Origin of the sequence: Clostridium sp., from assembly GCF_036643715.1 — a bacterium.
Classification (GTDB): domain Bacteria; phylum Bacillota; class Clostridia; order Clostridiales; family Clostridiaceae; genus Clostridium.
Genome location: NZ_JAVXRL010000006.1, coordinates 1 through 23,040, shown reverse-complemented (window position 1 = coordinate 23,040; position 23,040 = coordinate 1). Strand labels below are relative to the sequence as shown.

Here is a 23,040-nt window from a genome sequence, read left to right as displayed (position 1 = left end):
ACAGAATTTTTTACAGGTGTCAAGCATTTTCACTTAACACCTGTATTTTTTTTAAAATAATGCTTCTGCAAAGCTTTCAGCATCAAATTTTTGAAGGTCATCTATACCTTCACCTACTCCAATATATTTAACTGGAATATTTAATGCTTGCTTAATTGATATTACAACTCCACCTTTTGCTGTACCATCTAACTTAGTTAGTATTATCCCATCAATAGGACAAGCTTCCATAAATTGCTTTGCCTGTATTACTGCATTTTGTCCTGTTGTACCATCTAAAACTAATAAAGTTTGTTTTTTAGCTTCACTATATTCTCTATCTATTATTCTATTTATTTTTTCAAGTTCGTTCATTAAATTCTTTTTATTATGAAGTCTTCCTGCTGTATCACAGATTAAAAGATCTACATTTCTAGCCTTCGCAGCCTGAACAGCATCAAATACAACTGCTGCAGGATCTGAGCCTTCACTTTGCTTTACAATATCAACATTAGCTCTACTACTCCAAACCTCTAATTGGTCTATTGCAGCTGCTCTAAAAGTATCAGCTGCTGCTAATAACACATGCTTGCCATCATTTTTATTTTTAGCTGCAAGCTTACCTATTGATGTTGTTTTTCCAACACCATTTACACCAATTACAAGTAAAACCTCTTTTTCTCCTGTAGATTCACTCTCTTCATTATCACCTTCTAAAAGCATGTCTGTTATTACTTCCTTTAGTGCTGGTTTTACCATTTGTGGATCATTAATTTTTTCTTTTCTTATTTTAGCCTTTAATCTATCTATAATTTCTACTGTTGTATCCATTCCAATATCAGATACAATAAGTATTTCTTCTAATTCCTCATAAAGATCATCATCTATAGTTACAGCTAAATTTAGTGCTTCATTAATTTTATCCTGTAGACCATCTCTTGTTTTAGTTAATCCTGTCTTTAGCTTATCAAATAATTTTCCAAACATATTTATTCCTCCTAATATACTATAAATCTATTTATTCAAATCAACAGATACTACCTTTGATATTCCCTTTTCTTCCATAGTAACCCCATACATAACGTCACTAACTTCCATAGTACCCTTTCTATGAGTAATTACTATAAACTGAATGTTACCTGAGAATTTTTTTAAAAACTCTGCATATCTGTATACATTCGCATCATCTAAAGCAGCTTCAATTTCATCTAATATACAAAATGGTGTTGGTTTCATTTTTAATATACCAAAAAGAAGCGCTATAGCAGATAAAACTTTTTCTCCACCTGACATAAGATTTATATTTTGAAGCTTTTTACCAGGCGGCATAACATTTATTTCAATGTTTGCTGTAAGTTCATCACCCTCACCTAATATAAGTTCTGCTGTTCCACCTTTAAATAATTCTTTAAACGTTTCATTGAAATTTTTATTTAATATTTTAAAATTATCTTTAAATAAAACTTTCATCTTTGATGTCATTTCTTCAATTACAGATAATAATTCCCCTTTAGCTTTTTCCAAATCTTCTTCTTGAGTTGACATAAATATATATTTTTCACTTACTTCCTCATATTCAGAAATAGCTGCAAGGTTTACAGTTCCAAGAGCTGAAATCCTTCTTTTAATTGAAGTTATTTCTTCCTTAAATCTATTTAGGTCATTAATTGGATTTGCAATCTCTAAAGCTTCTGCATATGTTAAATCCATTTCTTCATTAAGCTTTTTATAATGATTTTCAATTTCCATTTCACTCTTTGCTTTAAGGATCTCTCTTCTATTTAAGTCTCCCTCTTCTTTATTTATTATTTCTCTAATCTCAGTAATTAAACTATCACTTTTTCTAAATTCTTCTTTTAAAGTAGCTTTTTTAATTTCATCTTCTTTAAAGACATTTTGAAGAACTTCGATTCTTTTTGTATTTAATCCAATTTTTTCTTTACTAATTTTGATATCTTCGGTGCTTTTTTCTATTCCTTTTAAACTTTCAACATTCTCAAGTTTAATACTTTCAAGTTTTTCATTACTTTCTTTAAGTTCACTATCTTTTCTAGTTATATCACTTTTTTTACTTAATATAGCTTCTTTAATTCTAGCTTTTTTTATTCTATGTTCTGTTAATTCATTTTTAAGAATTTCAATATTATTTTTTTTATCTTTTAAAATATTTTCAAGTTCTAATTCTCTCTCTTTATTTGATGAATTCTCATTCCATAATTCATTTAAATCCGCTTCATATAGCTTAAGTTTGCCTTCTAATTCATCAATTTCTATATTTATAACTTCTTTTTCTTTTTCTGCTGTCTCTTTAGATACTTTAAGCTTATTCATCTCATTCTCTAAATTAGAAAGTTCATTTTTATTAGTTGCTATTTCAATTTTTATACTATGTGCTTTATCTGTATTATTAAGTATTAAATCATCAATAGCTTTTCTTTTAATTTTTATTGTCTCTATTTCTTTATATATTTTCTCTAAATTTTCTTTATCAATTTTAATTCTATTTTGAATATCTTCAATTTCTCTTTTTCTACTTAATATATTAGAAGTCTTACCTTTAATGCTACCACCAGTTAGTGCTCCACCTGCATTTAAAACTTCACCTTCTAATGTAACTATTCTATTTCTATATGAAGTTATTTTTGCAATTTTAAAGGCACTATCCATATCTTTTGCAATAATTGTTCTCCCTAATGAGTAATCAATTATTTTAGTAAATTTATCATCAAAACTAATTATTTCTGATGCAATTCCTAAATATCCAGGTACTGCCTTTACATTATCATTTAAAGTTATTCTTTTTCCATTTATTATGTTAAGAGGAAGAAAAGTAACCCTTCCAAGTCTAGTCCTTTTCAAATACTCAATTAAATCTTTAGCTACCTTTTCAGTCTCAGTTATTACATTAGAGATAGATGCACCTAGCGCTGTTTCAATTGCCATTTCATATCCTTTAGGAACTTCAAAAACTTCACCTAAAACTTGTATACCTTCGCTATGTGGTGCCTCTTTTTTATCTATCTTATCCATTAAATTCTTTAACGACTTATTGTAACCTTCATATTGATTCTCTAAATCCTCTAGCATAGCTTTATTTGCTTCTAGTTTACTTATCTTAATACTTAAGCCCTTACCATCACTTTCCTTCTTAAAAAGATCATTACTTAGTCTAGATAGCGTTTGTCTATTTATACCAATATCTTTTTTAACTATTTCAAATTCATCTTCTTCTGATTCTATTTTAAGGGAAAGCCCATTAATACTAGCCTTATTTATTTTTAAATTATTTGAAATATTAAGAAGCATTCCATCTATTCTTTCTTTTCTTTCATCTTTAGACTTAATACTACTATTTACTTCTGTTATTTTATTTTTTATATTTGAGTTTCCTTTTAAAAGTTCTAATTCACTAGATTTTAATACTTTTAATTCATTTTCTAAATTAAATAAATTCTGATTTAGACTTTCATTTTTATTCTCAAGTTCAGTAATTTCTTCATTAAGTGCTTTTTCTTCTTCTTCTTTTTTATTTAACTCTTCTCTTAATATATCTTTTTCTTTATTAATATCAACTATTTTATTGTTAAGTCCAAATTCCTCAAACTTATTTTTCTCTATTGTAATATTAAAATTATTTATTCTTTCATTAAAAAGTTCTATATCACTTGTAGCTTTTGTTATTTCTTCTTTTTTTGAAAAATATTCAAACTTTTCATCTGTAGTTTTTCGTTCTAATTGTTCAAGCTTATCTTCTATCGTTTTTAATTGTTCTCTCTTAGCTAATAAACTTTCTCTCTTTAAATTTAATTCTTTTTCTCTTTTATTAAGATCTTCATTAAAAATTTTAAGCTCTTCTTCAATAGCTTGTATATTGCTTACTATTAAAGAAACTTCTTTTTCTTTTAAATCTATTGATAAATCCTTAAATTTTAAAGCTTTTTCTCTTTCAATTTTTAGAGGTTCTAATCGTTCTTCATAAGTTGAAATAATATCCCTTATTCTAATTAGATTTTCATCTGTATTTGATAGCTTTTTTTCTGCTTCATTCTTTCTCCATTTATACTTAACTATACCTGCAGCTTCTTCAAGAAGAGCTCTTCTCTCTTCAGGTCTACCACTTAATATAGCTTCTATCTTCCCTTGTCCTATTAAGGAATAACCCTCTTTACCAATACCGGTATCCATAAAAAGATTATTTATATCTTTAAGTCTACATTTACTATTATTTAATAAATATTCTGTTTCCCCTGATCTAAATATTCTTCTTGTAACTGTTACTTCATTATAATCCGTCTGAAGTACATTATCTGTATTATCTAAAGTAAGTGAAACTTGTGCAAGTCCTACTGGTTTTCTATATTGTGTTCCAGCAAAGATTACATCTTCCATCTTACCCCCTCTTAACGTCTTCACGCTCTGTTCTCCAAGGACCCACCTTACAGCATCTGATATATTACTCTTCCCACTACCATTAGGTCCTACAACAGCTGTGACACCGTGTTTAAACTTTAATTCTGTTTTATCTGCAAAGGATTTAAATCCTCTAACTTCTAAAGATTTTAAAAACAACCATTCCACTCCTTACACTATAAAAATATTGGTATTAAGGATACTAAAAACACTACAACTAATAATACTGCAAGAAAGATTTGCATCTTTTCTCTCGTTTTCTTTCTCATATTAATCACCTCTAAAATTAGTTTATATTAAAATACCTAAACTATCAACAAAACGAGAGTCTCCTCCCGCTTTGCATTTAAATATATATTTCTTTTTCAGTCTTACTTTTAATAACTATTCTACCTCTAGTAACTTCATCATCAACTATTACTTTAATCTTATATCCATCCTTTTTAAGCTTATTAAAGTATGTTTTCCTATTTGCATAAAGTTTACTTAAATCTTTATTATTGATTAGAATTTCACATTCAAGCCCTTCAAGATTATCTCGTATCATATCAGCGATTAAGCTACCTTGAACAAGTTCTCTAAATGCAGGGTGAAATGGACCTGCAATTATATCTTTACCTGTATTTATTGTCTCTGTTGGCTGAAGTCCTATTCTAATTACATTCACTCCATTATTATTAAACATAGTAAATATTTCTTTGCTTACATTTACTGCTTTTTCTAATGAATACGGAGTATATTCACCTCTATTATACATAATCTCCATTGGAGTATCTTTAATAACTAGTGATGGATATATTCTTAGTAATTCAGGTTCCATCTTTAATGAATCCTTCGCACTCTTTATATCCTTTTCTTTAGTAGATTTCGGAAGACCCGGCATTAATTGATGTCCAAGTGTAATACCATACTTTTTAATAAGTTTTGATGCATTTTCAACATCCTTAGCTGTATGTCCTCTACCTGCTGCAATTAAAACTTCATCATCTAAAGACTGTATTCCAAGTTCAATTATATCGACATCATATTCCTTTAAATAAGTTAGAATATAATCATTTATATAATCAGGTCTTGTGGACATTCTTATCTTCTCTACTATTCCAAGGTCTTTATATTTTTTTGCAACTTTTAGAAGTTCTTTTTGCTTTTCTTCTTTTATAGCTGTAAAAGTTCCACCAAAAAACGAAACTTCAATAGTTGCATCCTTATTTTCTATAGTCTCATAATACTCATTTATAATATTTTCTACCTTATCTCCATCTACTTTTTCCTTAACACCTGTAATTCTATCTTGATTACAAAACACACAGTTGTGAGGACATCCTTCATGAGGCACAAATATAGGTATTATATAATGACTTTTACTCATTTATTACCTCCAATGTTTTAAGAGCCTTCTTAGCTGAAGCCTGTTCTGCTTCTTTTTTAGAAAATCCTTCTCCTTCACCCATAGCTTCATTGTTTATAACTACTTTTGTGAAGAACTTTCTTCTATGAGGTGGTCCTTCAAACTTAACTAACTCATAAGTTATGTTTACTTCACCATCTTTTTGAAGATGTTCTTGTAATTTTGTTTTAAAATCAAGAACTATTTTATTTTCTATAGCTTTACTTATTATTTCTTTAAAGTGATCTAATATAAACTCTCTAGTAAATTCTAAGCCCTTATCTAAATAAATAGCTGCAATTACTGCTTCTACAGCATCAGCTTGTATTGATGTTCTATTTCTTCCGCCAGTAAGTTCTTCACCCTTACTCATTCTAATATAAGCACCTAAATTTAGTGATTTTGCAATTTCAAAAAGAGAATTTTCACATACAATAAGACTTCTTATTTTTGTAAGTTCTCCTTCAGCTTTATCTTTATAATTAGTATACAAATATTCAGTAATACATAATTGAAGTACTGAATCACCTAAAAATTCTAATCTTTCGTTATATTCTGTATCTTTATATTGATTAGCAAATGAGCTATGTGTAAGTGCTGTCTTTAAGTAACTCAGATTAGTGAACTTTACTTTAAGAGAGTCCTCAAACTCTTTTAACTTTATTTTATTCATTCTATACACTCCTCTAAGTTTATTCTTCAGTTTGCTTTTTTAAACAAATTCAAGAATAAACTACTAAATAATAATAATAAATATAAAATCCCGCATTAAAGGCGGGATTTTATTACTCTTCAACGTGGTTTTTTACGTATTCTACTACATCTCCAACTGTTTTGAATCCCTCAACATCTTCGTCTGGAATTTCCATATCTAATTCATCTTCTAGTGCCATGATTAATTCAACAATATCTAATGAATCTGCATTAAGATCATCAATGAATGATGCCTCTTGAGTTATTTCACTTGCATCTACGCTTAATTTTTCTGCAATTATCTCTTGAATTTTTTCAAACATACTATCACCTCCTATATCCTTCCTTTAGATAATATTATATATTAAATGTACAGTCAATATTCTATATTAATAAAATTAAATTATTTTGTTCCTAATTCATCTTTTATTTTTTGAACTACATTAGCTTTATAGAATATTCTTGTCTGTTTTATAGCATTCTTAAAGGCTCTGTCATCAGAACTTCCATGGGCTTTTATACATATTCCATCAACCCCTAAAAATGGCGCTCCTCCAACTTCCTTATAATCAAATTTAACTTTTAAGCTTTTGAAAACAGGTTTTAATAAGGCAGCTCCAAGTTTTGGAATAAATGCCGCTCCCATAATTTCATCTTTAATTAATCCTAATAAGTTCATAGCAGCACCTTCATAAAGTTTAAGTGCTGTGTTACCTACAAACCCATCACAAACAAGCACATCAACTTCTCCGGTTGGTATCTCTCTAGGCTCTACATTTCCAACAAAATTCATATCTTCTTCTTTAAGAAGCTTATATGTTGCTTTTGTTAAATCATTACCTTTTTCTTCTTCTTCACCAATATTTATAAGACCTACTGTTGGGTTTTCTTTATTAAATACACTTTCATAATAGATCTTTCCCATTTTGGCAAATTGAACAAGATAATTAGGTTTACAGTCAACGTTAGCTCCTGCATCTATAATCATAAAGCTTCCTCTTCTACCTGGCATTATAGGTGCAAGTGAAGGTCTTTCAACACCTTTAATTCTACCAACTATAAGAGTACACCCTGCTAAAAAAGCTCCTGTACTACCACCTGAAATTACAGCATCACATTCTTTACTCTTAACTAAATTAAGCGCCTTAACAATACTTGAGTCTTTTTTTCTTCTAAGTGCCATAACTGGGTGTTCATTAGTTCCTATAACTTCTGTTGCATTTATAACTTTAATTCTATCTTTTGGATAGTCATGCTTTGCAAGTTCTTTTAATATTGCCTCTTCAGGACCTGTTATATATACTTCAATGTCCTTGTACTCTTTTAAAGCTTCACAAGCGCCATCTACAACTGCCATAGGTGCATTATCTCCACCCATTCCATCTATTGCTATTTTCATTTAATTCACCCCTTTTTTTCTTATATATAAAGAAAAGAAAGTCATAAGACTTTCTTTTATTCTGCTGAAGTTACTACTTCTTTACCTTTATAATATCCGCAGCTCTTGCACACTCTGTGAGCTAACTTCATTTCGTGGCATTGTGGACATTCAGTGATTCCTGGTAAGCTCGCCTTAAAAGTTTGAGCTCTTCTTGAATCTCTCTTTGCTCTATATGTTTTTCTCGCTGGATTTCCCATGCTTACACCTCCTTATTTTCTAACAGGGCCTTAAGACCTGCTAACCTAACATCTACATCTGCATCATCACAGGTGCATGTGTTGATGTTTAAGTTGTTACCACAAATGTGGCAAAGGCCTTTGCAGTCTGAACTACAAAGTCTTTTGATTGGTAAGGTTGAAATTATTTCTCTTTCAACAAAGTCTGTGATGTCTAATTCATCACTCTTTACAAATATTACATCACTATCTGTAGTTTCGTCAATACTCGTAAACCTTTCTTCTATTTCAAAATCTATTGGATAGATAAAGGTATCTAAACATCTTGAACAAGTAACATTAAGCTTTGTCTTAACCTTAAGGCTAATTGTAAGCTCTCTTTCCCTTGAAGATACTACACCATCAACTAAAACCTTGTCTAGAGGTTTTATCAAGTCACCTTCAAAGTAAAACTCTTTCATTTCAAAATCATAGTTAATACTTTTTGTTTTTTCTCTTTTTGAGAAAAGACTAGAAATTTGTAGCTTCATAATCTTCATGCTCTGGATTTATTCCTCATGTCATATAATAAGACACATTATGACCACATTATGTAATCATAGCTCGAGCGAAAGCGCTTTTTTCACCCCTTAGCTTAAAATATTTACTGAACAAACACAATTTATTATATAAAGGGGGACATGAAAAGTCAAGAAATTTTATTAATATTTACTATTTTATTAATTCTAAAGTTTCTTTAGCTATCATTAATTCCTCATTTGTAGGTATTACATAAGCTTTAACTCTTGAACCATCTTTTGATATTTCTTGAACTTCTGGCACTTTAGAATTCTTTTCTTTATCTAGCTCAACGCCTAAGAATTCAAGTCCTTCTAAAACCCCTTGTCTTGTTTCTAGAGAGTTTTCTCCAATACCCGCTGTAAATACTATAACATCTACTCCACCCATAGCTGCAGCATATGCACCTATTTGTTTCTTTATGCTATAGAAGAATACATCAGCAGTAAGCTTAGCTCTCTCATCATGCTTCTTAAATGCAGCATCTCTAATATCTCTAAAATCTGAACTCATTTCTGATATTCCAAGTAAACCTGACTTTTTATTAAGCATAGTGTTAACTTCATCTGAAGTATATCCTAATTCATTAATTAAGTAAGTTACTATAGCAGGATCTATATTACCAGATCTTGTTCCCATAACTATTCCTTCAAGTGGAGTGAATCCCATTGAAGTATCAACAGACTTACCACCATCTACAGCAGTTAATGAACCACCATTACCTAAGTGACAAGTTATTATTTTTAAGTCTTCAATATTTTTTCCCATTTCTTCAGCAACTTTTCTTGAAACATACTTATGTGAAGTTCCGTGGAATCCGTATCTTCTTATTCCATGTTTTTCATATAATTCGTATGGAATTGCATAAGTAAATGCCTTAGCTGGCATTGTTTGATGGAAAGCTGTATCAAATACAACTGCCATTGGAGTAGTTGGCATTAACGCCTTACATGCTTCAATCCCAATTATATTTGGTGGATTATGAAGAGGTGCAAGTTTTACACATTCTTCTAAATATGTCATTACTTCATCATCAACTAATACTGACTTTGAGTATTTTTCTCCACCATGAACAACTCTATGTCCTACAGCTGAGATTTCATCCATTGATTTTAAAACTCCATGAGTTTCATCAACTAATGCACCAAGTACAAGACTTATTGCATCTTTATGATCTTTCATAGGTTGTAATATAATATATTTATCTCTTCCTTCAACCTTTTGAGTTAAAATTGAGCCCTCTATTCCTATTCTTTCAACTAGTCCTTGAGCTAGTACCTCTTCATTTTCCATGTTTATTAACTGGTACTTTAATGAAGAACTTCCGCAATTAATTACTAAAATTTTCATTTTGAAAACTCCCTTCGAATGTCATATGAATTTTTTATTAATATTTTTCTATATAATACAGTCTTATTTTGCAGCTTGTGCTTGAACTGCTGTTAATGCAACAACATTTACGATATCATCTGAGCTACATCCTCTTGATAAATCGTTTATTGGTTTTGCAAAACCTTGACATACTGGTCCTATAGCTTCTGCATTTGCAAATCTTTGAACTAACTTATACCCTATATTTCCAGCTTGTAAATCTGGGAATACTAATACGTTAGCATTTCCTGCAACTTTGCTATTAGGAGCTTTTTGGTCAGCAACTTTTTTAACTATAGCAGCATCTAACTGTAATTCTCCATCTATTTGTAAATCCGGTCTTAATTCTTTAGCTCTTTCAGTTGCAATTCTTACCTTATCAACTACTTCGTGGTCTGCACTTCCCATAGTTGAGAATGAAAGCATAGCTACCTTAGGGTCCATTTTGCAAAGGCTCTTTGCTGTTTCTGCTGTAGCTATTGCAATTGCAGCTAATTGTTCTGAATTAGGATTTGGGTTAACTGCGCAGTCTGAGAATAGAAGCATTCCTTCTTCTCCATATTTTGATCCTGGTACAAGCATAATAAAGAAACTTGATACTACTGACACCCCTGGTGCTGTCTTTATAATTTGTAGACCTGGTCTTAAAAGGTCCCCAGTAGTGTGTACTGCTCCTGACACCATTCCATCAGCATCATCTAATTTTACCATCATAGTAGCAAAATAAAGAGGATCTCTAACTATTCTCTCAGCTTTTTCTATTGTCATACCTTTGTTTTTTCTAAGTTCATAGAAAGCTTCTATGTATTTATTTAAGTCAGGTGAAGTCTCTGGATCTATTATCTCTACTCCTTTAAGTTCAACACCTTGTTCTTTAGCAGATTTTAAAATCTCCTCCGTGCTACCGATTAACATTGGTATAGCAATTCCTTCTTGTGCTATTTTTTGAGCAGCAACTACTGTTCTAGCCTCATTTCCTTCTGGAAGTACTATTTTTTTCTTGTCGGCTTTAGCAGCCTCCCAAATTTTGTTCATAAGTTCCATGTTCATTTCTCCTTTCAAAGATCCGTGTATATCTCCATATACTACTATACTCCTAAGTAGTTGTTATTTTCAACATATAAAAGCTAAAAAAATGCCATTTCATCGAATTCGTTAGATTTGAAATAATATGAATTTTCCGAACATTAAGCCTCTTCCCTTTGAAAGTGCCATTTCATTTTTTTTATGATATACTTTAATAACAATATTAATCTAGGAGGATTTTAGAGCGTGAATTTAACAGGTATTATTACAGAATATAATCCCTTTCATTTAGGACATAAGTATCACCTAACTAATGCAAAAAAAGAGACTAATTGTAATGGAGTCGTTTGCGTAATGAGTGGTAATTTTATGCAAAGAGGAAATCCAGCTATTTTTGATAAATGGACTAGAGCTAAAATGGCTGTATTAAATGGTGTTGACTTAGTTATTGAATTACCCCTTATATATTCACTATCCTCAGCAGAGGATTTTGCATACGGCGGTGTTAAATTATTAAATTCTTTAAATTGCATAAATAATATTTATTTTGGAAGTGAAAGTGGCGATATTTCTAAACTAAAAGAAATTGCAAGTATATTATATTATGAACCAGAAGAGTATAAAAAATTCTTAAAAGAAAACTTAAAAAACGGTTTGCCATTTCATAAATCTAGAGCAAATTCCTTACATTCTATTATGAATGATGAAGAAACATATGAAATATTATCAAATTCTAACAACATACTTGGAATAGAATATATAAAAGCTCTACTTAAATTAGAAAGCAATATAACTCCTTTCACATTAAAAAGAGAAGGTAATAATTATAACGATAAAAATTTAAGTAATAGTTTTTCTTCAGCAACTTCTATTAGAGAAACGTTAAAAAACTCCAGTAATTTTAATGAAACTAAAAATTCTCTGCCGATTGAAAGTTATAATATAATAAATAGTTTTAAAAAAGAAAATTACAATTTTTCTTTCGAAGAAAATTTATTTTATTTGCTAAAATATAAACTTTTAACAAAGGGTGATTATTTAAAAAATATAGATGATGTTAGTGAAGGTTTAGATAATAAAATACTTAAAGAAATTTTATCTTCTAATTCTTTAGATGAATTAATTTTAAAATCTAAAAGCAAAAGATATACTTATACTAGAATTTCTAGAATACTTTCTAAATTTTTTATAGGTTTCGAAGATTTTGATGTTCAGTCATTAAAAAAAGAAGAAATTACTTATGTAAGACCTCTTGCCTTTAATGAAACTGGTGCTTCCATTTTAAAAAATATAAAAAATAATTCAGATATAAATATAATAACTAAATTGCCAAAGCATATATCTTCTGAAATACTTAAATTAGACGTTCTTTCTACTAAAGCATATTCAGTATTAAATTCTAATACTAATCCGCTTGATGATTATTTTAAAAGTCCTTACGTACAGAAAAGAATTTAAGTAAAATTTCAGCATATAAATACTATTGATGGGAGTGATTTCATGAATAGTATTTTTATTTTATCAATAATTATCATTTTACTTATTTTCATACTACTTAAACTTTTTAATATTCAAAAAAATTATATTTTTTGTTTTATAATTTCTATAGTTATCATTTTATTTATAGTAAATATAGAAACTTCTATAAACTCAGCAATGGAAGGATGTAAACTTTGCTTTAGAGCTATAATCCCTACTGTTTTTTCATTTTCTTTAATTTGTAATTTACTTATTTCTTACGACGGTATATCCTTATACTCAAAAATTTTAGGACCTATTATGTGTAAACCATTAAAGCTATCTCCTAGCTCATCATTTCCAATTGTAGCTAGTATGCTTTCTGGATATCCACTGGGTGCTAAATACTCATCTGATATATATAATTTAGGGCACATAGACAAAATTGAGTATACAAGACTTATAAACATAGCATCAAATGCTGGACCAATTTTTATAATAGGGGCAATAGGTTCTGCTTTGCTTGGTTCTCCAAAATATGGCTACTTCCTTCTAATTAGTAATTATTTATCTTTTATATTTATAGCTTTAATAACATTAAAAAAATCCTCTTCTTATAATATAAATAAGAAGAAGATTCGAACATCTACAAATGTAAATTTTGGATTTGCATTAGATAATGCAATAAAAAATGCAATAAACACAACTCTCTCTGTATGTGGGTATGTAATTGCATTTTCTGTTATTATATCAATTATTAAAAATAATGCTTTAATATCAATATTTTTTAATAATTTAGAAAATACTCTTAATATTCAAAGCAATGCATTATACGGTACATTCCTTGGAAGTATTGAAATGACAAATGGTTGCAATATAATAGCAAGTAGTAATCTCTCAATAAATATAAAACTTGCAATAATAAGCTTTTTCTGTTCATTTTCTGGAATGTCTGCAATTGCTCAAGCTTCGTCATTTTTTAGCAAAAATAACATATCCATCACTAAATATATAATTTTAAAGCTCATACAAGGCGCTTTTAGCTTCATAGTAAGTTATACACTATCATTATTAGTATTTACTTCATCTGAAGCTTCTTCCATAAGTTATGGCCCTTCTAGCTATAATATGCTTATATATGCCATACCTATTTTATTGTTTTTAATAGTAAGTTTAATAATTTGCATAACAAAAAAATTAATTCATAGTTCTTAATTCTTTAATATTTTCTTTAACAATGGAGCAAGCTTTTGTAAGATTTTGATCAATTTCCTTTGCAGTATCTTCAAAACTTACTTGAAGTGATTTTATAAGCTCCATTTTCTTTTTTTCTAATTCTTTATCTAGTTCTGAAAGTATTTCATCAGCATAATCCCTTGAACCAACCCTTATGTTCTTAGCATCTCTTTTAGCTGTTGCTATAATTTCTTGGCCTCTTATTTTAGCTTCTTTAACAATGTCGTGATTTTCTATATTTTGTCTCATCAATTGCATTGTTTCTTCTTTTACTGAATCATATTCTTTCTTTGCTTCTGAAAGAATTCTATCTCTTTCATTCATTACCCACTGTGCCTTCTTAAACTGGTCAGGTAAATAATTAATTATTTGGTCTATGACATCTAAAAATTCTTTTCTATCTATCATAGTTTTACCGCTCATAGGCACTTTGGGAGAATTATCTACAATATCTTGTAAATATTCTAAAAGTTCAATAATATTAACCTCTTGCTTATCCATTGACAATCCCCCTCTACTAATCCCTCTTTATCTTATTTTCTATATCTTTAACTATTTCACTTGGAACAAGTCCACAAACATTTCCTCCAAATTTAGCCACCTGTTTTACTGATGATGAGCTTAAAAATGAATTTTCTGCTGCTGTCATCATAAATAAAGTTTCAACATCTGAATCTAATTTATTATTCATAAGTGCCATTTGCATCTCATATTCAAAATCAGAAACAGCTCTTAGCCCTTTTAAAATCACATTAGCCTCTTTTTGTCTTAGTAAATCAATAAGAAGACCATTAAAGCTTACAACTTCAACATTCTCTATATCGCAAGTTACACGCTCTATAAGTTCTACTCTTTCATCTATTTCAAATAATCCCTTCTTATCAACATTTATAAGAACAGCAATTATAAGTTTATCAAATACTTTTGCCCCTCTTTTAATAATGTCTAAATGCCCATTTGTAATCGGGTCAAAACTTCCAGGATAAATTGCAGTTTTCATTACTCTTCCCCTCTAAGTCTATAGAAACAAACTGTTGTATTACCATACTTTTTGCTTTTAGTTAGTTCTATATCTTCATATCCTTCATAAATTTCTTCCATTGTATCTATTTTAGTGACTATTATTCCATCATCTTTTAATAAATTATGCTCTTTAATTGTCTCTATTGTTTTTGGTATCATTTCTTTACAATATGGAGGATCTATAAAAATCACATCAAATTTCTTGCCTTTTCTTCCAAGCATTTTAAGCCCTTCATATGCATCTACATTTAATGGATGACAAAAATCTTCAAACTTAAGATTTTGAACATTTTCTTTTAAAAGTGGATATGTTACGTTACTTTTGTCAAATAAATAACATTCCTTAGCTCCCCTACTTGCAGCTTCTAGCCCTAAGCTTCCTGTTCCCGCAAATACATCCACTACAGTTGCATCTGGTATGTATGCTTGAATCATGCTAAACATCGCTTCTTTTACCCTATCTAATGTCGGTCTTGTTTCATATGTTGCTGGCGGTATTAACTTACGACCCCTTGCTTTCCCTGCTATAATTCTCACTTTTCTTCGTCCTCCTTAGTGCTATATAAATAACATTTTATCATAATCAACTTTTTTATACAATTTAATATTAGTTAAAACAGATATATTTGCTACTTTTTTCTAAATTTTTCTCTATTTCTTTTACTATCACTTTATTTTTATCAATTTCACTTTCTAAAATCCTATTTGCTTCCTCTCTAGCCTTAACGAGAATATTCATATCATCATAAAGATCTGATAGTAATAGTCCTTCATCACCACTTTGTCTCATTCCAAACATTTCACCTGAACCTCTAAGCTTTAAATCTTGTTCTGAAATATAAAACCCATCTGTTGATGATGTTAAAATCTCCATTCTTTTTTTAGTATTATCACTTTTCGCTTTAGCAATTAAAATGCAATAAGATGCATATTCTCCTCTCCCAACTCTTCCTCTTAATTGATGAAGTTGTGCAAGCCCAAATCTCTCAGCATTCTCAACTATCATTACAGATGCATTAGGAACATTAACTCCAACTTCTATAACAGTAGTTGATATTAATACTTTAGTCTCTCCACTCTTAAATCTATTTATTATTTCATCTTTTTCAGCACCTTTCATTTTTCCATGAAGATACTCTACATTAATATTTTTAAATCCGCCATTAGTAAGATTTCCATAAACAGTTTCAACAGAGTTAAGTTCTCCTTTTTCATCCTCTTCTATAAGCGGACAAACAATATATACTTGTCTCCCTTTATTTATTTCTTCTAGGGCAAGCTTATAAGCTTTATCTCTCTTATCATCTGTGAAAAATCTCGTATCTATCTTCTTTCTACCTGGTGGTAGTTCATCAATTGCAGATACATCTAAATCTGAATACACATATAAAGCTAAAGTTCTTGGTATAGGCGTTGCTGTCATAACAATTACATCTGCTCGCTTACCTTTATTTATAAGCTTACTTCTTTGTTCTACTCCAAACCTGTGTTGTTCATCAGTTATAACAATTCCCAAATTATTAAACTGCACATCATCTTCTAATAGTGCATGCGTACCAATAACTAATAAGGGGCCTTCTTCTTTTATTCTTTCTTTTATTCTAAGCTTTTCCTTTTTCGTTGTGCTTCCAGTTAAAAGCTCAACCTCTATGTCAAATCCTTTAAATATTGATTGTGCCTCTTTAAAATGTTGATTTGCAAGTATTTCAGTTGGAGCCATAAATGCTCCCTTATATCCATTTTTATATGCATTAAATATAGCAATTAATGCAACTATAGTTTTACCTGAACCTACATCTCCTTGAACTAATCTATTCATTGGGTATTTAGATTTTTGATCTTTCAAAATTGAACGTACAACTTTAGCTTGTGCATTAGTTAAGCTAAAAGGTAATGATTCTCTTAATTGATTTAATTCATTACTCCAATCAAATCCAATTCCATTTTTTATTCTAACCTTCTTCTTTAAAAGCAATAACTTCATTGAGTATGTAAATAACTCCTGGAACTTCAATCTATCGATAGCTTCTTTTAACTTATCTTTTTCTTTCGGAAAATGTATCTCTCTCATAGCTCTATCTAAAGAAACTAATTTATATTTTTCAATAATTTCTTTAGGTAAGTTTTCAGATACTTCTATACTATCTAAAATTTCACCGATTATTTTTGCTAAAAAGTTATTTGTAAGTTCACCCTTTAACGGATACTTTGGTATTATTTCACCTTTTAACGCTTCATTAGAACTTACTACAGGATTTGTAACTTCTAATTTACTTCCTACTTTTTTATATTTTCCTAAAAGATTATAACTTACGCCTTTTCTAAACTTCATCTTTATGAATGGCATGTTAAACCATTTTCCTTCAACAACTGATCCTCTATAACTAAATTCTATAGTTGTTATAGTCTTTCCTGTTCTAGTTCTAAAATCACCTTTGCTTTTTATCATTTCACAAGTTAGAATTTGCTTCTCATCTTCTAATACTTCATTTATTTCTTTATTTCCATTTATAAATTCATAATCTCTTGGAAAATATAAAAGAAGGTCTAATATACTAAATATTCCAGCTCTATTTAATCTTTCTGTAGCTTTTGGCCCAACACCTTTTATACTACTGACTTCAGTATAAATATTCATATTTAAATTCTCCCTTCTTATAAAATAAAAAGCACCTTTCGGTGCTTTTTTATTCTGTGCAGTTTACTTTATTATTATTCTACTGACATTAAGAAGTAATATAAAGGTTGATCTCCCTTATATAATTGTATATCGCAATCTTCATACTTTTCTTCTAATCTTCCTACAAAGTTATTTGCTTCTTCTTCTTTAATATCTTCCCCATAGAATACAGTTATAAGTTCGCTATCATCATCTACCATGTTTTCAAGCACTTTTTCTGCTACATCAAATTTATCTTTTCCAACTTCTTTGATTTTACTTTCTACTAAACCTAGCATATCGCCTTCTTCAATGTTAATTCCATCTATTTCAGTATCTCTAACTGCATAAGTTACTGAACCTGTCTTAACAGCTCCCATTAACTCTTTTAATTCTTCTTCGTTTTCTGATACATCAGCATCACGATTGAACATTGAAACACAAGTTATTCCTTGTGGAATAGTAGTTGTTGGTATTACTATTATATTCTTATCTGAAATTTCTTTAGCTTGATTAGCTGCCATAATAATATTTTTGTTATTTGGTAATATAAATATGTTCTCAGCATTAAGCTTTTCAACACATTCTAATATATCTTGTGTTGAAGGATTCATAGTTTGACCACCTTCAATTACATGATCTACTCCTAAATCCTTAAATATGTTTGTTATACCTCTTCCCATAGCAACAGTTATAAAACCATATTTCTTTGCTTCTTTAATTTCTTCAGCTTCTTTATTTTCCCTAATTTCATTAGCTAAAAGTTCTCTATGTTCTTCTCTCATATTATCAATTTTGATTTTAGAAAGTTCACCAAGTTGAACTGCTTTAGCTAAAACAACGCCTGGATCATTTGTATGAATATGAACTTTTATTACGTCATCATATCCAACAACTATCATTGAGTCTCCTAAAGGTTCGATTTCATTTTGGAATTCAGTAGCTTTCTTAGCATCACCAAGTATTATGAATTCAGTACAGTAACCAAATTTTATATCAGCATCCGCTGTTGCTTTAGCTCCTGTAACGTCTCCGCCACCTTCTCCGATTTTTATATCTTTAATTTCAGCAATTATTCCATCTTTTAAAGCTTCAAGCATACCTTGAAGTATTATATAAAGACCCATACCACCTGAGTCAACAACTTTAGCTTTCTTTAACGCTGGTAACATATCTGGTGTTTTATCAAGCATTACCTTAGCTGCTACTGTAACTTCTTCAAGTAATGATGTTACATCTTTAGCATTTGATTTTTCTCCAGCTTCTGCAGTTGCTCTAACTACTGAAAGTATTGTTCCTTCTGTTGGTCTCATTACAGCTTTATATGCTGAATTTGAACCTTCCTTAAGTGCAATAGCAAATTCTTTAGATGAAACTTCTTCATGACCATCTAAACCTTTTGATATTCCTCTTAGTATTTGAGAAAGGATAACTCCTGAATTTCCTCTAGCTCCCATTAGAGCTCCCTTAGCAAGTTTCTTAGAAACTACTCCTATAGAATCTGATTCTATATTTTCTATTTCCTTAACGGCTGCCTTGAAAGTCATTGACATGTTTGTTCCTGTATCTCCATCTGGTACTGGGAACACATTTAATGCATTAACAAAATCACTATTCTCAGCTAATTTGTTGCTTGCGTTTACTACCATGTTGTAAAAATCACGGCCGTTTATATTTTTAAATTCCATCGGTTTACCTCCTAAACTCTTACCGCTTGAACATTTACTGAAATTGATGATACTTTTAATCCAGTAAAGTTTTCTACATTATAACGTACTTTTTGAATAATATTGTTCGCTATAACTGATATTTTTGTTCCATATTCAACCATAACAAATAGTTCAATTCCTAATCTATCATCATCATCTACGGAAATTTTTACTCCTTTGTTAAAGTGTTCTATTCCTATTAACTCCCAAAGACCTTCTGTAGCATTCTTTGAAACCATACCTACTACTCCATAGCATTCCATTGTTGAAAGTCCAACAACTTTAGCTAATACCTCTTCTGAGTAATGAACTTTTCCATTTTCTCTTGAAAATCCTACCATTACTATTCCTCCTCATACATATCATAAGTCTATTTTATATTAGAAAACTGTAATATTCAAGATTTATATGCTAATATAAGAAAATAATCTATATTTTTTTTAAAATTAGACTTGCAAAAAACGCTATTCCTATGTTACAATGAATTCTGTCCTATTGAAGAGAAATATATCTTCACTTAACAAGGAGGTGTTTTCAAATGGCAAGAAGATGCGAAATTTGTAACAAAGGCGTTGTTGCAGGTGTTCAATACAGTCATTCACATCGTCAATCAAAGAGAACTTGGGCTCCTAACATAAAGAAAGTAAAGGCTTTAGTTAACGGAACTCCTAAGAAAGTTCACGTTTGTACAAGATGTCTTAGATCTGGTAAGGTTGAAAGAGCAATATAGTTCAAATAAAAAAAATGCATTGCAATAGCACTGCATTTTTTTTATATCTTAAATTCTTATGTATTCTATTTTTTTCTTCTAAAAAATCTTATTATATTAGATATACACTTAGGTAATTTTATAGCTACTATCTTCATTTATTCCTCCAAATAATATTATTTCTAAAAAAACAAAGTTTCTTTTATTACATTGTATGCATAAAAGAAACTTTTGTTACTGATTAATCTCTAGTATATAAAACTAATATATTTCCTGAATCAAATTCTATTAAAATATCCTCATCTAAAAATTCATTACATATGGCTCTTGGTTCTAAAAGAGTCATATCATAATTATTAAGTGGATACTTTCCATTTTTTATAGTAAGATTTTTAACGACATCACTTAAAGCATGAAATGATATTACACTTCCTACTTCTTTTTTAATCGTTGAATTTTCATTTACTATAAACATTTTATTATTATCATCAATTATTGTTATTTTTACATTATCTTTTAATCCTTTAAGAAGTATACCTATATTACCAAGCATATGGTCTATTCTGCTACCTGTAACCCCAAACATTATAACCTCTGATGGATTCACTCCTATTGCTCTTCTATAGCCTAAATCTGTGTCTGTATAGTCTTTCTCTGAATTAAACTTTTCAATTTTTACATTACTATTTTCAAAGAAACTTAAAACTTCTTTGTTTATAGAATCAAAGTCCCCCAATATTAAATTAGGTTTAATATTTAATTCTTTTAAAATATTACATCCACTATCTACACCTATAATATAGTCATCATCTTTTAAATAGCTTCTTAAAAGCTCTTTTGATGGCGCCTTGCCACCACTTACTACTATACTTCTCATAATTTAAGCGTTCCTTTTTAATTCACTAATATTTTTAGCTACTTCTCCATTTTTATATACAGCTGAACCTGCAACAGCAACATCAACTCCAGCTTCTTTTGCGGCTTTAATATTATCAAGCCCAATTCCGCCATCTATTTCTATTATTAAGTCTTTATTATATTTCTTTCTCATTTCGTCTACTTGTTTAACTTTTTCTAATGAATGTTCTATAAAGCTTTGACCACCAAAACCTGGATTAACACTCATAATTAATACCATATCTAAATCTTTTATTAAGTCTTGAATCATTAATGTAGGTGTACCTGGATTTAAAACAACTCCAGCCTTTACACCCTTTGACTTAATGTACTTAATAGCTCTATCTATGTGCTTTTCTGCTTCATAATGTATTGTAATTATGTCAGCTCCAGCATCTACAAAATCATCTATGTATCTTGATGGTGATTCAACCATTAAATGAACATCAAATACCTTATCTGTTCTATTTCTAATTGCTTTAACTATTGGCGCTCCAAGAGTTATATTTGGGACAAATGCTCCATCCATAACATCTATATGAATATAGTCTGCTCCTCCATTATGTAATACTTCAATTTCTTCTCCAAGTTTTGAAAAATCTGCTGATAAAATTGATGGTGCTATTTTTATCATATTAATATTTCCTCCCTTTTATTATCTCTTCTAATGTTCTTATATAAAAATCATATCTATATTTATTAATTTTACCTTCTTCAACTGCATTTTTGACAGCACAGCCTGGTTCTTTATGATGAAGACATCCTCTATATTTACACTTATCATTATACTCCTCAAAATCAGGGAAGCAGAACTTTAAGTCTTCTCTTTCCATAAATGTTACATCTAGTGTAGAAAATCCAGGAGTATCCACTATATAACCGTCTGAAACATCAATAAGTTCACTATGTCTCGTAGTATGTTTTCCTCTTCCTATCTTTTGACTAACTTCACCAGTTTCCATGTGTTCTACTTTTGTTAAAGTATTAATTAATGTTGATTTACCTGCACCTGATGGTCCACATAAAACCGTTACATTTCCCTCAAGTCTTCTTTTTAAATCTTCTACTCCAATACCTTTTTTTGCATTTATAAATAGAACTTCATATCCTATAGCATTAATTTTTTCTTTTAATGCTTCTTTTTCTTCATCATTAACTAAATCAACTTTATTAAGGGCAACAACAACTCTTATATTGTTACTTTCACATAATACTAAAAATCTATTTAATAAATCAAAATTTAAATCTGGATTTTTTATTGCAAATACTACAAAAGCTTGAGTGATGTTAGAAACAGTAGGTCTTATAAGTTCAGAACTTCTCTCCTCTATCTCTTCTATTGTTCCTTTGCCATTTTCCATTAAAATTTCAACATTATCTCCAACTATTGGCTTAAGTGACTTATGTCTAAACTTACCTCTAGCCTTACACTCTATTAAACCTTCATCTGTTTTAACGTAATAGAATCCGCCTATACCTTTAATTATTTTTCCTTTCATATATCCTCCAAAAATCTTTCTTTATTATTAATATAACCACTTTTCTTAGCCTTTTGCAACCCTTTGCAAATATATGGAATTTTGTTCAAATGAAAAAAAGAGGCTTAAAAAGCCTCTCTTTTAACTTATTATCAAAATATTTATGATTTATTTTCTTTACGCACTTTTTTTCTTATCGGTTTTCAAAGTAACTGAATCACCTGCTTTAGCTGTAGTAGGACTAGAATTAACTACTGTTCCATTTTCATCATAACCATCTGCAATTGAAGCTGTGATATTTTTCTTTGCTAATGCTATTACTGCATCTTTAAATTTCATTCCACTAACTTCATTCATTATATCAACTGTTACTTCTTTAAACATTCCTATTTGAAGTGTAATTGTATCTCCCTCCTTAGCATTTGCTCCAGATGAAGGGTCTTGACCTATTACTTTTCCGTCTAAATCTTTATCTGTTGTAGTTGAAGTATTAACACTGACTTTAAATCCAAGAGCGCTAAGTTTGTCTCTAGCAGCTCTTTCTGTTAAACCATTTACTGATGGAACTGTAACTTTTTTCACTTCCTTACCTTTACTAACGACTAAAGTAACCTTAGTTCGTTCCTCCACTTGTGTACCACTACTAGGGTCTTGAGATATTACTTGACCTTCTGGGATATTGTCACTGTATTCTTCAGTAATATTTACGTTACTTAATCCTAATCCTTGTAGTTTGCTTTTTGCACTATCTTTATCAGTTCCAACCAAGTTAGGAATAGTAATATTAGCTTTTTTACCTTTACTCACTACTAAAGTAACCTTAGTATTCT

The 23,040-nt window shown here is 29.7% G+C and carries 23 protein-coding genes; 3 read left to right on the top strand and 20 right to left on the bottom strand.

From position 1 onward, the window contains the following. Positions 1–51: 51 nt before the first annotated feature. The 10 genes from ftsY to pta form a co-directional block, all read right to left on the bottom strand. Positions 52–966, bottom strand: coding sequence for a signal recognition particle-docking protein FtsY (gene ftsY, locus RSF37_RS03205; RefSeq protein ID WP_332562944.1), 915 nt, complete (start codon positions 964–966; stop codon positions 52–54). 27 nt (positions 967–993) lie between these two features. Next, positions 994–4,548, bottom strand: a complete 3,555-nt coding sequence (gene smc, locus RSF37_RS03200) for a chromosome segregation protein SMC (protein ID WP_332562943.1) — start codon at positions 4,546–4,548, stop codon at positions 994–996. 187 nt (positions 4,549–4,735) lie between these two features. After that, complete coding sequence (locus RSF37_RS03195; RefSeq protein ID WP_332562942.1) at positions 4,736–5,758, bottom strand: elongator complex protein 3; 1,023 nt, start codon at positions 5,756–5,758, stop codon at positions 4,736–4,738. After that, on the bottom strand, positions 5,751–6,449 hold the full coding sequence (rnc, locus tag RSF37_RS03190; RefSeq protein WP_332562941.1) for a ribonuclease III: 699 nt from the start codon (positions 6,447–6,449) through the stop codon (positions 5,751–5,753). The genes RSF37_RS03195 and rnc overlap by 8 nt, the downstream gene beginning before the upstream one ends. 112 nt (positions 6,450–6,561) lie before the next feature. Beyond that, entirely contained in the window at positions 6,562–6,792 is a 231-nt protein-coding gene (gene acpP, locus RSF37_RS03185; protein WP_332562940.1) for an acyl carrier protein, read from the bottom strand. Positions 6,793–6,872: 80 nt separating this feature from the next. Continuing rightward, positions 6,873–7,868 carry a phosphate acyltransferase PlsX gene (gene plsX, locus RSF37_RS03180; protein ID WP_332562939.1) on the bottom strand — a complete coding sequence of 332 codons (996 nt, stop codon included), beginning with the start codon at positions 7,866–7,868 and terminating at the stop codon, positions 6,873–6,875. 56 nt (positions 7,869–7,924) lie between these two features. Continuing rightward, positions 7,925–8,107: a 50S ribosomal protein L32 gene (rpmF, locus tag RSF37_RS03175; RefSeq protein WP_332562938.1), complete on the bottom strand. Its 183-nt coding sequence runs from the start codon at positions 8,105–8,107 to the stop codon at positions 7,925–7,927. A 2-nt stretch (positions 8,108–8,109) separates the two neighbouring features. Then, positions 8,110–8,616 (bottom strand): YceD family protein, encoded by a 507-nt coding sequence (locus RSF37_RS03170; RefSeq protein ID WP_332563006.1) that lies wholly within the window; start codon positions 8,614–8,616, stop codon positions 8,110–8,112. Positions 8,617–8,797: 181 nt separating this feature from the next. Further along, positions 8,798–9,994, bottom strand: coding sequence for an acetate/propionate family kinase (locus RSF37_RS03165; protein WP_332562937.1), 1,197 nt, complete (start codon positions 9,992–9,994; stop codon positions 8,798–8,800). 63 nt (positions 9,995–10,057) lie between these two features. Beyond that, positions 10,058–11,059 carry a phosphate acetyltransferase gene (gene pta / locus RSF37_RS03160; RefSeq protein WP_332562936.1) on the bottom strand — a complete coding sequence of 334 codons (1,002 nt, stop codon included), beginning with the start codon at positions 11,057–11,059 and terminating at the stop codon, positions 10,058–10,060. Positions 11,060–11,287: 228 nt separating this feature from the next. Between pta and RSF37_RS03155 the strand changes: the two genes are divergently transcribed. Both RSF37_RS03155 and ylbJ read left to right on the top strand, forming a co-directional pair. After that, positions 11,288–12,499, top strand: coding sequence for a nucleotidyltransferase (locus RSF37_RS03155; RefSeq protein ID WP_332562935.1), 1,212 nt, complete (start codon positions 11,288–11,290; stop codon positions 12,497–12,499). A gap of 42 nt (positions 12,500–12,541) precedes the next feature. Continuing rightward, a complete protein-coding gene (gene ylbJ / locus RSF37_RS03150; RefSeq protein ID WP_332562934.1) occupies positions 12,542–13,714 on the top strand; it encodes a sporulation integral membrane protein YlbJ in 1,173 nt (390 codons plus the stop codon). Here ylbJ and RSF37_RS03145 read toward each other — a convergent pair. The 6 genes from RSF37_RS03145 to RSF37_RS03120 all read right to left on the bottom strand — a co-directional run bounded on the left by RSF37_RS03145 (position 13,697) and on the right by RSF37_RS03120 (position 19,467). Next, complete coding sequence (locus RSF37_RS03145) at positions 13,697–14,236, bottom strand: ATPase (protein WP_332562933.1); 540 nt, start codon at positions 14,234–14,236, stop codon at positions 13,697–13,699. The two genes, ylbJ and RSF37_RS03145, sit on opposite strands and share 18 nt — an antisense overlap. A 16-nt stretch (positions 14,237–14,252) precedes the next feature. Next, positions 14,253–14,735, bottom strand: a complete 483-nt coding sequence (gene coaD, locus RSF37_RS03140) for a pantetheine-phosphate adenylyltransferase (RefSeq protein WP_332562932.1) — start codon at positions 14,733–14,735, stop codon at positions 14,253–14,255. Then, a complete protein-coding gene (gene rsmD / locus RSF37_RS03135; protein WP_332562931.1) occupies positions 14,735–15,295 on the bottom strand; it encodes a 16S rRNA (guanine(966)-N(2))-methyltransferase RsmD in 561 nt (186 codons plus the stop codon). Before rsmD ends, coaD begins: the two co-directional genes overlap by 1 nt. 70 nt (positions 15,296–15,365) lie before the next feature. Further along, the gene (gene recG, locus RSF37_RS03130; RefSeq protein WP_332562930.1) at positions 15,366–17,396 is read right to left on the bottom strand and encodes an ATP-dependent DNA helicase RecG; all 2,031 of its coding nucleotides are present in this window, start codon (positions 17,394–17,396) and stop codon (positions 15,366–15,368) included. A 74-nt stretch (positions 17,397–17,470) separates the two neighbouring features. Continuing rightward, positions 17,471–19,105 (bottom strand): DAK2 domain-containing protein, encoded by a 1,635-nt coding sequence (locus tag RSF37_RS03125; RefSeq protein ID WP_332562929.1) that lies wholly within the window; start codon positions 19,103–19,105, stop codon positions 17,471–17,473. Between the two features lie 11 nt (positions 19,106–19,116). Next, a complete protein-coding gene (locus tag RSF37_RS03120; RefSeq protein ID WP_332562928.1) occupies positions 19,117–19,467 on the bottom strand; it encodes an Asp23/Gls24 family envelope stress response protein in 351 nt (116 codons plus the stop codon). A gap of 197 nt (positions 19,468–19,664) precedes the next feature. Here RSF37_RS03120 and rpmB point away from each other — a divergent pair, with 197 nt between their 5' ends. Next, a complete protein-coding gene (gene rpmB, locus RSF37_RS03115) occupies positions 19,665–19,856 on the top strand; it encodes a 50S ribosomal protein L28 (RefSeq protein ID WP_039316116.1) in 192 nt (63 codons plus the stop codon). 220 nt (positions 19,857–20,076) lie between these two features. Here the strand turns inward: rpmB and RSF37_RS03110 are convergent, their stop codons facing one another. The 4 genes from RSF37_RS03110 to RSF37_RS03095 form a co-directional block, all read right to left on the bottom strand. Beyond that, positions 20,077–20,712, bottom strand: coding sequence for a thiamine diphosphokinase (locus tag RSF37_RS03110; protein WP_332562927.1), 636 nt, complete (start codon positions 20,710–20,712; stop codon positions 20,077–20,079). Positions 20,713–20,715: 3 nt separating this feature from the next. Then, complete coding sequence (gene rpe / locus RSF37_RS03105) at positions 20,716–21,366, bottom strand: ribulose-phosphate 3-epimerase (RefSeq protein WP_332562926.1); 651 nt, start codon at positions 21,364–21,366, stop codon at positions 20,716–20,718. Position 21,367: 1 nt separating this feature from the next. Beyond that, positions 21,368–22,231, bottom strand: coding sequence for a ribosome small subunit-dependent GTPase A (gene rsgA / locus RSF37_RS03100; RefSeq protein WP_332562925.1), 864 nt, complete (start codon positions 22,229–22,231; stop codon positions 21,368–21,370). A gap of 156 nt (positions 22,232–22,387) precedes the next feature. Then, positions 22,388–23,040 (bottom strand): PASTA domain-containing protein (locus tag RSF37_RS03095; RefSeq protein ID WP_332562924.1); only part of this gene is annotated, 653 nt, incomplete at its 5' end.